This window comes from Pseudomonas grandcourensis (genome assembly GCF_039909015.1).
Lineage (GTDB): Bacteria > Pseudomonadota > Gammaproteobacteria > Pseudomonadales > Pseudomonadaceae > Aquipseudomonas > Aquipseudomonas grandcourensis.
Window position 1 is genome coordinate 1485761 of the sequence record NZ_CP150919.1, and the last position, 12144, is coordinate 1497904.

Consider the following 12144-nt stretch of genomic DNA (forward strand, 5'->3'; position numbering starts at 1 on the left):
TCCCACAGGGTTATTGCGGTGTTTGATTAATTACAGCAACTCAAAACTCTGCTGCGTCACGCCCTCTGAATCCAGGCCGATCTGCACGTTGAACTTGCCCGGTTCCGCCGCGTACTTGAGCTGGGTGTTGTAGAACTTCAGGTCGTCCTCGGTGATGGTGAAGTGCACGACTTTCTGTTCGCCGGCCTTGACCATTACTTTCTGGAAGTTCTTCAGTTCCTTGATCGGGCGGATCATCGAGCCTGCCACGTCCTGGATGTACAACTGCACCACGGTTTCGCCGTCGCGTTTACCGGTGTTTTTCACCGTGACGCTGGCGTCGAGCTTGCCGGTCTTGTTCAGCGTGGTCGACGACAGCGCCATGTCGCTCAGGCTGAATTCGGTGTAGCTCAGGCCGTAACCGAACGGGTACAGGGGACCTGTGGTGTCATCGAAGTACTGCGAGGTGTAGTTGCCCGGCTTGCCCGGGGTGAACGGCCGGCCAATGGTCAAGTGGTTGTAGTAGGTCGGAATCTGGCCGACCGAACGCGGGATGCTGATCGGCAGTTTGCCCGACGGGTTGTAGTCGCCGAACAGCACATCGGCGATCGCGTTGCCGCCCTCGGTGCCGGTGAACCAGGTTTCCAGGATCGCGTCGGCCTGCTCTTTCTCTTCGAGAATCGACAGCGGACGACCATTCATCAATACCAGTACCAGCGGTTTGCCCGTGGCTTTCAGGGCACGGATCAGCTCGCGCTGGTTTTCCGAGATGTTCAGGTCGGTGCGGCTCGACGATTCGTGGGACATGCCACGGGACTCGCCGACGGCGGCAACGACCACATCAGCATCCTTGGCCGCTTTCACCGCTTCGTCGATCAGCACGTTTGCCGGGCGCGGATCATCCACTACTTCCGGGGCGTCGAAGTTGAGGAAGTTCAGGTAACCGAGGATTTTCGGGTCGCTGGTGATGTTGGCGCCACGGGCGTAGATCAGTGTCGATTTGTCGCCCAGGGCGTTGGTCATACCGTCGAACAGGGTCACCGATTGCGCCGGCTTACCGGCGGCGGCCCAGCTGCCCATCATGTCGATTGGCGCCTTGGCCAGCGGACCGACCAGGGCGATTTTCGCGGTCTTCTTCAGTGGCAGGGTGTCATTCTGGTTTTTCAGCAGCACCTGGCTGCGGCGTGCCACATCACGGGCCTCGGCGCGGTGCAGGCGGCTGTCGGCGTAGGTGTCGACCGGGTCATCCTCGGCCTTGCCGATGCGCAGGTACGGGTCCTTGAACAGGCCCATGTCGTACTTGGCGCCCAGTACCGCACGCACGGCGTTGTCGATGTCGCTCTGCTGGATCTCGCCGGCCTTCAGCAGCCCTGGCAGCTCTTTGCCGTACAGGGTGTCGTTCATGCTCATGTGGATGCCGGCCTTGATCGCCAGCTTCGCCGCTTCGCGACCGTCGGCGGCGACGCCGTGCTTGATCAGCTCGAAAATCGCCCCGTGGTCGCTGACCGCCAGCCCCTTGAAGCCCCACTCCTTGCGCAGCAGGTCGTTCATCAGCCAGGTGTTGGCCGTGGCCGGCACGCCGTTGATCGAGTTCAGCGCGACCATGACCCCGCCAGCGCCGGCATCGATGGCGGCGCGGTACGGTGGCAGATAGTCCTGGTACATCTTGATCGGGCTCATGTCGACCACGTTGTAGTCGCGGCCACCTTCGACCGCGCCGTACAGGGCGAAGTGCTTGACGCTGGCCATGATGCTGTCGGCGGCGTTGGCGCCTGTGCCCTGGAACGCCTTGACCATCACGCCGGCAATGCGCGACACCAGGTAGGTGTCTTCGCCGAAGCCTTCGGATGTACGGCCCCAGCGCGGATCGCGGGAGATGTCGACCATCGGCGCGAAGGTGATGTCGAGTCCGTCAGCCGCGGCTTCCTTGGCGGCGATGCGCCCGGACAGGCCGATGGCGTCCATGTCCCAGCTCGAGGCCAGGGCCAGCGGGATCGGGAAAATGGTGCGGTGGCCGTGGATCACGTCGTAGGCGAAGAACATCGGGATCTTCAGGCGGCTGCGCATCGCCGCGTCCTGCATCGGGCGGTTTTCCGGGCGGGTGATCGAGTTGAACGTACCGCCGATGTTGCCGGCCGCGATTTCCTTGCGGATCATTTCGCGGGGCATTTCCGGGCCGATGCTGATCAGGCGCAGCTGGCCGATTTTTTCATCGAGGGTCATTTGCTTCATCAGGTTGCTGACGAAGGCTTCCTTGTTCTCCAGGGGTGCGGGTGTCGTGGCGGCCAATACGTTATGACTGGCCAGGCTGACGAACAGGCCCAGCAAACACAGCTTCTTCATGAATAGTTTTCTCAAGGGCCCAAACGGCGATGTACACGCCGGCCAGCCAAAATTTAGGGAACGTCTATTGTTGTTCGGGTGCCGGCTCAAAAGACCAGAGCCAAAAAAACACAGCCAGATGGCGGATGCGTTTTCGCGCAGGGCCTCTTTTTAGCCCATCGGCCCGCTGCAATCCAGAGGCGCGGGCGATTATGCCCCAAGAGCCGGTCCAGAAGGTTTCACGGTCGGTTTTTTCATGAAATGCACAAGGGAGCATCATCCTGATGAATGTAAGTCCAACCTACCGTTCGCGTTTGCAGGTCGCCACGCTGCTGATGCTGGCCACGTTGCTGACCGCCTGCGGTATCAACAACATCCCCACCCTCGATGAACAGGCCAAGGCCGCCTGGGGCCAGGTGCAGAACCAGTATCAGCGCCGCGCCGACCTGATTCCCAACCTGGTGGAAACCGTCAAGGGCTATGCCAAACATGAAGAAGAGACGCTGACGGCGGTCATCGAGGCCCGGGCCAAGGCCACGTCGATCCAGGTGGATGCCTCGACCCTCGACAATCCGGAAAAGCTCAAGCAGTACCAACAGGCCCAGGACCAGCTCAGCGGTGCCTTGAGCCGTTTGATGGTGGTCTCCGAGCGTTATCCGGACCTCAAGGCCAACCAGAACTTCCTCGCCTTGCAATCGCAGCTTGAAGGCACCGAGAACCGCATCAGCGTGGCCCGGCGCGATTTCATCCTCGCGGTGCAGAAGTACAACACCGAGATCCGCACGTTCCCCGGTCGCCTGTGGCACACCGTGATGTACAGCGACCTGCCGATGCGCGAGACCTTCGAAGCCACACCGGGTTCTGAAAAGGCCCCCGAGGTCAAATTCTGAACAGCGGTCATCGGCGTCACCACGCAAGAGGTTGCCCATGCGCGTCCTGAAAACAGGCCTGTTGCTGTTGTTGTGGGTAGTGACGATCGCTGCCCGGGCCGAGCTGAGCTTCCCGGCGCTGACCGGGCGGGTGGTCGACGATGCGCAGATGATCGAGCCATCGGTGCGCCAGCAGCTCACCCAACAACTTCAGGCCCATGAACAAGCCACCGGCGAGCAGCTTGTGGTAGTGACTTTGCCGGATCTGCAAGGCACCGACATCGCCGACTTCGGTTACCAACTCGGCCGCCACTGGGGCATCGGGCAGAAGGACAAGAACAACGGCGCCTTGCTGATCATCGCCCGGGACGAGCGTCGGTTGCGCATCGAAGTCGGTTACGGTCTGGAGGATCGCCTGACCGATGCCCAGAGTTCGGTCATCATCAACCAGGTCATCACCCCGGCATTCAAGACCGGCAACTTCAGTAAGGGTATCAGTGACGGCGTGGCGGCGATGCTGGTGGTGCTGGGTGGCAACCCTCTGGACGAACCCTCCACGGCCTATGAATCCAGAGGTGATCCGGGGGACGATTTCATCGCGCGGCATCCCGGTTTGTTCGTGTTTTTGGTGATGTTGCTCATCCTGACTGTTTTTGTGTGCCAGATGCTCGGTATCCTTCCCGCCGGCCGGGGCGGCTCCGGTGGATCCGGGGGCGGCTTTGGCGGTGGTGGATTTGGCGGCGGCGGTGGAGGGGGAGGCTTCAGCGGCGGCGGGGGCAGTTTCGGCGGGGGCGGTTCGTCCGGCGGCTGGTGATAATAAAAATGAGCAGGCACTTCACGACATGGCATTACTGACTGAACACGAGCAACGCAAGGTGGCCGAGGCCATTGCCCGGGTCGAGCGCGAGACCGACGCAGAACTGGTGACCGTGCTCGCGGCCCGCGCCGACGACTACGCGTACATCCCGTTGCTGTGGGCCAGCCTGCTGGCGCTACTGGTGCCGGGCATCGTGCATTACTTCACCGGTTGGCTGACCCTGCACAGCCTGCTGCTGGTGCAATGGGCCATCTTCATCGTGCTGTGCCTGGTGTTCCGCCTGCCGAAAGTCACCACCCATCTGATCCCGCGTTCGGTGCGCCACTGGCGCGCCTCGAACCTGGCGCGCCGGCAGTTCCTGGAGCAGAACCTGCACCACACCGAGGGCAGCACCGGCGTGCTGATTTTCGTTTCCGAGGCTGAGCGTTACGTGGAGATCCTGGTGGATGAGGGGATTTCCAGTCGCCTGGACAACAAAAACTGGGACGCGATCGTCGCGACGTTCACCCAGCAGGTTAAACAGGGGCAGACGCTGCAGGGCTTTGTCAGTTGTGTCGAGGCCTGTGGAGAGTTGCTCAAGGTGCATGTGCCAGTGACCCATGTGCGCAACGAACTGCCGAATCGTCTGGTGGTGCTGGGTTAAGCCAGGGCTTCATCTGCTTTTGTAATGCGCCGCGACACAGTTCCGGAACGTTGTCCGCCGCGGAGCTTGTCTTCAACATCTCTCTCATGGTGCACGCCCTGCAATGGGCGTTCTGTGTAGAGGGAGTTCTTATGAAAACGCAACAATCGCTGGATACCTCGGTGGAGGATGCACCCGGTAACGCAATGTTTACTCCGCCGGTGCAACTGACAGCGAAAGAGACACAAGCCCTGGAGTGGTGCCTCAAAGGCAAAACGTCCTGGGAGATCGCGAGGATTCAGAGTTGCTCGGAATCCACCATCAACTTCCACTTCTCCAATATCCGCCGCAAGTTCGCCGTCAGATCTCGCAACGCTGCGGTGTTCAAGGCGCTGAAGTCGGGAGCCATCACTGTTGATCCATCGCAGTCGCGAGATATCCATGAGCCTGACTGATTCGACCTACAACAGTATCAGCGGGCTCATGGTGGGGTTGGGTATTGCGACGTTGCCGGTTATCGATGGAGAAGCCCTGTTCGGCGCGACGCTCGGCGCGTGGCTGGTCACGACCACTCGCGCCAACTTCAAGGCCTGGCAGCGCATCGGTTCCTGGCTGTTGTCAGCAGGTGTCGGTTACCTGTTCACCCCCGTCGCCCAGCCTCTGGCGCCTTTCCTGACAGCCGGTGTGACGGCCTTTCTGTGCGCGTTGCTGGTTATTCCCATCAGTATCAAGCTCATGCAGTGGATCGATGGCGCCGGGCTCGGTGACATCCTTCGTCATCTCAGAGGGCGAGGGCAATGACCTTTGAGATGGAGGCTCTGGTGTGGGTGACGGGGGTGGCTCACCTGATCAGTGCGTTCAGGCTGGCGTGTTACCAGCGCGACGAGCAACGTTACAGCTGGCGCGACAGGATATTGATCAGTTTGTGTGGCGTGGTGTTTTACGTTGCCGGCGTCGATGTATTGCTGACATTCCTGCCAGTGAGCCCATGGCATGCAGTGGTGAGTGTTTTTTCATGCGTAATGATTGTTCGCAGTAGTGGCAACATTATTGTTTTGTGGCATGCCTTCAAGCATTGAAACTTTGGATTTCAAGTCAGGTTTTGTTCGAGTGTCCAAGTGTTGCCAGGATAGCGGCCATTTCCGAAAGTTGTGTTTCCAGATCCCGCAGGCGTCGCTTTTCCTCCAATGCGCTTTGTATTGCGCAGCGGTCATCCTCATCAAGCAATCGCCACAGCGAAAGGATGGTGCTTTCCTGCGTTGTTGCAGTTTGCGCAGCATTTGCAGGGGTGTTGACTTGCGTTTGTCGCAGCATCGGCCCCTCGCCCAGCAGCAACCAGTCAAGGGATATGCCGTGTGTTTGTGCAATATCTACGCATAATGAGTATGGCGTGCTGTCGCGGCCTTTCCAGCTACTGAGTGTCTGCGGGCTGATCTGAAGCGCAGAAGACAGGGATGCGTCAGTTTTTGTGCCTGTAATTTGCTTCAGGCGGGCCAAAACAGCTTGTGATTTTTTGCTACGCAATTTGAGCCTCTTCCTTTTGACATATGCTTTTTGAGTGCTTAACGTATGCGTAATGAGTACTTTTTTTCTTGTAAGTAATCAATCATTAACTATGAATCAGAAGAATACGATGTCGAAACTTCCTAATGGTATCAGGGTGATTTCCTACGAGCTTGGCTCGTATCTATTACGTGTCCACCCGTTGCACTTCCTTTTGTCTGGCGGACGTTATTTGCAGCGCCGGTTTTTTACGAATTGTGTTTCAAACAGTATTGCGTTTGATCAATTCGATTACCACCGGATGGCCCAAGGGAAGCAGGTATGAGTACTTACAAGATGGTGTGCCCGCACTGCTTGAGCAGGATGCGCATACGTACCAGTGAAGGACGGCATATTTTCCTGCGGGTGGCGTACCTGCAATGTACGTCGGAGGCCTGTGGCTGGTCTGTGCGGGCCGAGTTCGAAATGACCCATGAGCTTTCCCCCAGTGGCATGCCAAATCCGGCCGTGCACTTGCCGTGCGCCGGACCAGACTTGCGTCGCGCCGCGCGGCCTGTCGCTGAGAGTGCTCCGGCGGCGCAAGCGCAACAGGAGTCTTGAGCATGAACGAGGTTGATGAACAGACCCATTTGAATGAGGAGTTGTTGACCATAGCGCAGGCGTTTCTGGCCCGTCATGAAGGCGAGGGTGTGATTGATGATCAAGTGCTGTTCTGCCGTGCGGTGAGGCATTTGCAGAGTCTGGATATGCCGATGCACCAGGCGGAGCGGCTGGTCAGCCACGCCTATGGATTACTCAAGTCCAGCAACGATCGCCGACGTCTGGATCTGGCTGCAAGTTCCGAAACTGTCGCCGTGGTCACTGATCCGGCCAACGGTCTGACGTGGGCGGTGCCGGTAGGGTTGATCGTCAAGTTCGTCATCAACTCGCCGACCAATCGCAAGCTTCGACTGGTGGAGCCATGAGGTAGCGACGGATGGATTCAGGTCCCGATCGGCGGGAACGGGACCTGGCGCAAAATTACCCCGTGCCCAAAACCCTCGTCCCCCCTAAAATACCCGGCATTCCCCGATTCGTATTGCCGAGGCCGTTTTTCCATGTCCGTCACCGCCACTCCCGCCAGCCTCGCGCCGGATCATCACGCCCAGTTCATCGACCTGCTGCAATCCAGCATCGAGCACAACGCGTTCATCAAACTGGTGCTGGCCAAGTACGTGGGCGATGAAACGGACCTGCAGCGGATCATCATTAAACCGGTGACGGTCAAGGCGCAGCCATGCCTGTCTTTTGTCTACCGCTACAAGACCCGCGATATCACCAAGAACCTGCCGCTGGTCGAAGGTGTGGAGAGCATTACCGGGCTGCTGCCGGCGTCGTTCAAAAATGCGCATTTGTTGTCGCTGACCGACGAAGCCCAGCTCGAATACAGCAAAAAGGGCAAGTCATCGCTGTTCAAGAGTCAACCTCAGCAATTGCGCGAAGTGCCATCAGCCGAGCACAACCGTGAGAAAAACCGTTTTCTTGACCTGAACCGGCCTTTTCTCGCCGACCTGGGTGTGACCAACAAGCAGCATGAGCTGATCCCGGCGATGTCGCGCAAGTGGAAGCAGATCAACAAGTTCATCGAAGTGTTCAGCCATGCGCTGACGTCGTCACCCCTGGCGCTGGACAAGCCGGTGCGGGTGGCGGACTTCGGTTCGGGCAAGGGCTACCTGACCTTCGCCATCCACGATTACCTGCGCAACACCTTGAAGGCCGAAGGCGAGGTAACCGGTGTCGAGCTGCGCGAAGACATGGTCACCCTGTGCAACGCCGCCGCCGCCAGGCTTGAACACCCCGGCCTGGTGTTCAAGTGCGGTGACGTGCGTAGCGTGGCGCCGAGCGAGCTGGACGTGATGATCGCCCTGCATGCCTGCGATATCGCCACCGACTATGCGATCCACACCGGCATCCGTTCCGGCGCTTCGATCATCATGTGCTCGCCGTGCTGCCACAAACAGATCCGCCTGCAAATCCAGAGCCCGGCGCTGCTCAAGCCGATGCTGCAATACGGCTTGCACCTGGGCCAGCAGGCCGAGATGGTCACCGACAGTTTGCGCGCGTTGTTCCTTGAGGCCTGCGGCTACGAGACCAAGGTGTTCGAGTTCATCTCGCTGGACCACACCAACAAGAACAAGATGATCCTGGCGGTCAAGCGCGCCGAGCCGGTGGACCCGGCCCGGTTGCTGGCGAAGATTCAGGAGCTGAAGGATTTCTATCACATCAGCGAGCATTGCCTGGAAACACTGTTGCGCGCTGACGGTTTCCTCGGCGCTAAGGCTTGAGCTGAACCCCTGTCGGTAAGGTGCCCGGTTGTGCCGGGCGCACTGCTGTCTTGCGTCCCAGCATCACCGTCACGATCACCCCGCCCGCGAACAGCCAGGTAATCGGCTCCACATGTTCACCGAAGAACAGCGCCGAGAAGGCGATGGTGAAGAAGATCTGCAGCAACTGGATCTGACTGACCCGGGCAATGCCGCCCATGGCCAGCCCGGCGTACCAGGCGAAGAAGCCGATGAACTGCGAAAACAGCGAGACGTAGCCGAAGGCCCACCAGGTCTTGGCGGAGATTTCGCCCTGATACTGCAGCGCCAGATACACCACCGGGCCGATCAGCAGCGGCGTCGACAGCACCAGCGCCCAGCAGATCACCTGCCAGCCGCCCATTTCCCTGGCCAGTCGGCCTCCCTCGGCGTAGCCCAATCCGCCCACTGCAATGGCGCCAAGCATCAGCAAGTCACCGGCCTGAATGCTGCCGGCACCGCTGATCAGTGCATAGCCGAGCACCAACGCACTGCCCAATGCGGCGCAGGCCCAGAAGGCTTTCGAAGGCCGCTCATGGGACAACCATGCGGCATACAGCGCCACGCACAGCGGCTGCAAGCCGTTGACCAGCGCCCCGTGGGACGCCGGCAAGGTTTGCATGGCCCAGGCCGACAACACCGGGAAACCGAGGATCACCCCGGCCATCACCAGCGTCAGGCCTTTGATCTGTTTCCAGGTCGGCCATTTTTCCCGGTGCCACAGCAACAGCAAGGCCGCCGGAACCGCCGCAAACAGTGCCCGGCCCAGGCCGTTGAGCAGCGGGTGCAGTTCCTGCACGACGATCCGCGTGAAGGGCAGGGTGAGGCTGAAGATCACAACGCCGAGCAGGCCCAGGGCCATGCCGGTGTTTTCGCGCGAGGACATGATGGCAACCAGAATCGTAGTAGGTGGATGATGTTGTTATCTAGCCATAAACCCGGTGTAAGTCGCTGTTACAGCTAGGTGTAGAGTTATCCGTACAGTTGCAAACAAACCCTCGCCACAAGGTAGTAGCCGGTTGTTACCCAGCCCACCGGATAAGGACTACCTTGAATACTCCTGCAAGCCCACTTCCAGAGGAGTCCTCCCCATGGCTGCGAAAAAAATTCTGATGCTGGTCGGCGATTACGTCGAAGACTATGAAGTGATGGTGCCGTTCCAGGCGTTGCTGATGGTTGGCCACACGGTGCACGCCGTTTGCCCGGACAAGGCTGCCGGCCAGACCGTGCGCACGGCGATCCATGACTTTGAAGGCGACCAGACCTACAGTGAAAAGCCCGGTCACCTGTTTGCCCTGAACTTCGATTTCGCCAAGGTCAACGCCGCCGATTATGACGCCGTGCTGATTCCGGGCGGCCGTGCGCCGGAGTACCTGCGCCTGAACGAAAAAGTCCTGGAGCTGGTGCGCGCATTCGACCAGGCCGGCAAGCCAATCGCTGCCGTGTGCCATGGCGCGCAGTTGCTGGCGGCCGCGGGGGTTCTCGAAGGTCGCGAATGCAGCGCTTATCCGGCCTGCGCTCCGGAAGTGCGACTGGCGGGCGGTACGTATATCGATATTCCGGTGACGGACGGCCATGTCCAGGGCAATCTGGCCACGGCTCCGGCCTGGCCTGCGCACCCGAACTGGCTGGCCGGTTTCCTGGGGTTGCTGGGTACCAAAATCACGCTGTAACGAGGGACACGTCCATGTGCGAGCTGTACGTCAAAGCCGACCCGATACTCTATGAATCGCGCTCCCGCTCGCTGCGCATCTGCGGGGTGGTCACCACCCTGCGGCTGGAGAATCAGTTCTGGGACATCCTCAGCGAAATTGCCGAAGTCGACGGCATGACCACCAATCAGTTGATCGCCAAACTGTATGAAGAGGTGATGGACTATCGCGGCGAGGTGGTCAATTTCGCTTCGTTCCTGCGGGTGAGTTGTACGCGGTATCTGAGCCAGCGGCGGAATTCGACGCCGGAGTTGTCGGTGGTGCGGGCAGTGGTGAAGTAAGGAAGATCGTGTTGACGCCATCGCGAGCTTGCTCGCGATGGCGATGGTGCAGGCGACAGAAATCCCGGCTTGGTCTTTACTGTGAAGCGCGCAACCTCTCAATCGCCAAGGAGAAAGAGCATGTCCGGATGGTATGAAGTGAGCAAAAGCAGCAATGGCCAGTTCAGGTTTGTCCTCAAGGCGGCCAACGCCGAGACCATTCTGACCAGCGAGCTGTACACCACCCACGCCGCCGCCGACAAAGGCATCGCCTCGGTCCAGGCGAACAGCCCGCTGGACGAGCGCTACGAGAAGAAAACCACCAAGGATGGCCACCCGTATTTCAACCTCAAGGCGGGCAACCACGAGATCATCGGCAGCAGCGAAGCCTATTCCTCTGATGCCGCCATGGAGAAAGGCATTGCCAGCGTGAAGGCTAATGGCACGAGCAAAGTGGTCAAGGACAAGACTTTGCCGGTGCTTTGAGTACAGCTTTCAAATCCAGCACAAATCCCTGTGGGAGCAGGCTCGCTCCCACAAGGGTAATGCACTCCAATGTGGGAGCGAGCCTGCTCGCGAAGGCGTCAGATCAGTCGCCGCTAAACCTCGACCGGAACCGCCAGCTTCGTGCCACCCAGTGCATGGCTCTTGGAATCAAAAAACCGCAACTCAACCCCCGTCCCCTCGAACACTTTCGCGTAATGCCGTTTCTGGTGCTGGATGAACGCCTTGCTGCGCGGGTAAATCGAGATCGCCAGCACCTGCGGTTTTGCCTGGCGCAAGGCATGGATGATGTGGCTGTCCTGCTCCCCCAGCGCATGGCCGAAGATGCACAGCGCCTGGCCGTGACCGAGTAGTTGCTCGTAGCAGAACGACAGGTAGTCCGAACTGCGGATGGTCTTGAGCTTGTCCGCACTCGGCCCTTCGTTGACGAACAGCGGCACGTCGTCGAGGGTCTTGATCGTGTTGTTGATGGCGAAACTGCCCAGCAACGTGCCCTCGGTCGACATCAGCTTGCGCGCCGTACCGTCCTGGTTGCGCACCAGATGCAGACCGCCGTGCAGGTACAGCAAACGGGTTTTATCGGTGTCCGTGTCGCTCAGGTCGAAACCGGGTTCGGCGCCCTGGAACAGATCGCTGATTGCCTCAGGCTGGTGTTGCACCGCCCAGTAGTTGAGCAAGTCGTAGTTGGTGGTGAACACCGTGCGATAGCTGGCCAGTTCCTGATTGATGGTAACCAGCGTCGAAGGCACCACCAGCCGCCACGGGATATGCACCGCATGCACGGTATTGATCAGCGCTTCCTTGATCGCGTAGTAGCGATTGCGCGGGGCGGCGGAGCTGACAGCCAGGGCCTTGTTGACCCGGCTGGTGGTTTTCAGGGCGCTCAGCACCTGCTCGAAACTGCGGGTCTGCATCGCATCGAACACGCTCAGCTCGGATTGGCTCAGGGGTTTTTCTTCAACGGTGCGGGCGTTTTCGAACAGTGACTCGTAGCCGAAATCGTCCCACACCGCGCGACTGGCCCCGTTGCCTACCAGCAAACCACTGAACGAAGCGGTGTTGCGCAAGGCGTTCCAGTCTTCAAGTTGAGCATCGACATCCTGGAAATCGGTCATTGCGGTCTTCGTCTCACGGCAAAAGGTCTGTGGGCGGCGACTTTATCACGACCGGGTGCCCGGACCACGGTACGACTGGGGTGAACAACGCTATGCTGC

Annotated in this window: 16 protein-coding genes; 12 read left to right on the top strand and 4 right to left on the bottom strand. The window is 59.5% G+C overall.

Translation table 11 applies throughout. From position 1 onward, the window contains the following. Positions 1-30 precede the first annotated feature (30 nt). Positions 31-2322 carry a beta-glucosidase BglX gene (gene bglX / locus AABM52_RS06535; protein ID WP_347910987.1) on the bottom strand — a complete coding sequence of 764 codons (2292 nt, stop codon included), beginning with the start codon at positions 2320-2322 and terminating at the stop codon, positions 31-33. A 263-nt stretch (positions 2323-2585) separates the two neighbouring features. Here bglX and AABM52_RS06540 point away from each other — a divergent pair, with 263 nt between their 5' ends. The 6 genes from AABM52_RS06540 (at position 2586) to AABM52_RS06565 (ending at position 5688) form a co-directional block, all read left to right on the top strand. Next, entirely contained in the window at positions 2586-3191 is a 606-nt protein-coding gene (locus AABM52_RS06540) for a LemA family protein (RefSeq protein WP_347910988.1), read from the top strand. Between the two features lie 37 nt (positions 3192-3228). Further along, positions 3229-3984, top strand: coding sequence for a TPM domain-containing protein (locus AABM52_RS06545; protein WP_347910989.1), 756 nt, complete (start codon positions 3229-3231; stop codon positions 3982-3984). 28 nt (positions 3985-4012) lie between these two features. Then, a complete protein-coding gene (locus tag AABM52_RS06550) occupies positions 4013-4630 on the top strand; it encodes a TPM domain-containing protein (RefSeq protein ID WP_150727578.1) in 618 nt (205 codons plus the stop codon). Positions 4631-4761: 131 nt separating this feature from the next. Beyond that, entirely contained in the window at positions 4762-5064 is a 303-nt protein-coding gene (locus AABM52_RS06555) for a helix-turn-helix domain-containing protein (protein WP_347910990.1), read from the top strand. Then, positions 5051-5410, top strand: coding sequence for a putative holin (locus AABM52_RS06560; protein ID WP_347910991.1), 360 nt, complete (start codon positions 5051-5053; stop codon positions 5408-5410). The genes AABM52_RS06555 and AABM52_RS06560 overlap by 14 nt, the downstream gene beginning before the upstream one ends. Then, a complete protein-coding gene (locus tag AABM52_RS06565) occupies positions 5407-5688 on the top strand; it encodes a phage holin family protein (RefSeq protein WP_347910992.1) in 282 nt (93 codons plus the stop codon). The genes AABM52_RS06560 and AABM52_RS06565 overlap by 4 nt, the downstream gene beginning before the upstream one ends. Positions 5689-5704: 16 nt before the next feature. Here the strand turns inward: AABM52_RS06565 and AABM52_RS06570 are convergent, their stop codons facing one another. Then, positions 5705-6133, bottom strand: coding sequence for a helix-turn-helix domain-containing protein (locus AABM52_RS06570; RefSeq protein WP_347910993.1), 429 nt, complete (start codon positions 6131-6133; stop codon positions 5705-5707). A 300-nt stretch (positions 6134-6433) separates the two neighbouring features. Between AABM52_RS06570 and AABM52_RS06575 the strand changes: the two genes are divergently transcribed. The 3 genes from AABM52_RS06575 to AABM52_RS06585 all read left to right on the top strand — a co-directional run bounded on the left by AABM52_RS06575 (position 6434) and on the right by AABM52_RS06585 (position 8436). Beyond that, positions 6434-6712 carry an ogr/Delta-like zinc finger family protein gene (locus AABM52_RS06575; RefSeq protein ID WP_090453593.1) on the top strand — a complete coding sequence of 93 codons (279 nt, stop codon included), beginning with the start codon at positions 6434-6436 and terminating at the stop codon, positions 6710-6712. Positions 6713-6714: 2 nt separating this feature from the next. Beyond that, a complete protein-coding gene (locus AABM52_RS06580; RefSeq protein WP_347910994.1) occupies positions 6715-7077 on the top strand; it encodes a hypothetical protein in 363 nt (120 codons plus the stop codon). Positions 7078-7209: 132 nt separating this feature from the next. Continuing rightward, a complete protein-coding gene (locus AABM52_RS06585) occupies positions 7210-8436 on the top strand; it encodes an SAM-dependent methyltransferase (RefSeq protein WP_347910995.1) in 1227 nt (408 codons plus the stop codon). On the opposite strand, the gene AABM52_RS06590 is transcribed toward AABM52_RS06585, so the two are convergent. Next, on the bottom strand, positions 8426-9340 hold the full coding sequence (locus tag AABM52_RS06590) for a DMT family transporter (protein WP_347910996.1): 915 nt from the start codon (positions 9338-9340) through the stop codon (positions 8426-8428). The genes AABM52_RS06585 and AABM52_RS06590 overlap by 11 nt on opposite strands. A gap of 205 nt (positions 9341-9545) precedes the next feature. Between AABM52_RS06590 and AABM52_RS06595 the strand changes: the two genes are divergently transcribed. From AABM52_RS06595 to AABM52_RS06605, 3 genes are all read left to right on the top strand, one after another. After that, positions 9546-10127: a DJ-1/PfpI family protein gene (locus AABM52_RS06595; protein ID WP_347910997.1), complete on the top strand. Its 582-nt coding sequence runs from the start codon at positions 9546-9548 to the stop codon at positions 10125-10127. Positions 10128-10141: 14 nt separating this feature from the next. Further along, positions 10142-10447: a ribbon-helix-helix domain-containing protein gene (locus AABM52_RS06600; RefSeq protein ID WP_347910999.1), complete on the top strand. Its 306-nt coding sequence runs from the start codon at positions 10142-10144 to the stop codon at positions 10445-10447. Between the two features lie 120 nt (positions 10448-10567). Next, entirely contained in the window at positions 10568-10912 is a 345-nt protein-coding gene (locus AABM52_RS06605; RefSeq protein ID WP_347911001.1) for a YegP family protein, read from the top strand. Positions 10913-11025: 113 nt separating this feature from the next. Here the strand turns inward: AABM52_RS06605 and AABM52_RS06610 are convergent, their stop codons facing one another. After that, positions 11026-12045, bottom strand: a complete 1020-nt coding sequence (locus AABM52_RS06610; protein WP_347911002.1) for a DUF4917 family protein — start codon at positions 12043-12045, stop codon at positions 11026-11028. Positions 12046-12144: the final 99 nt, after the last annotated feature.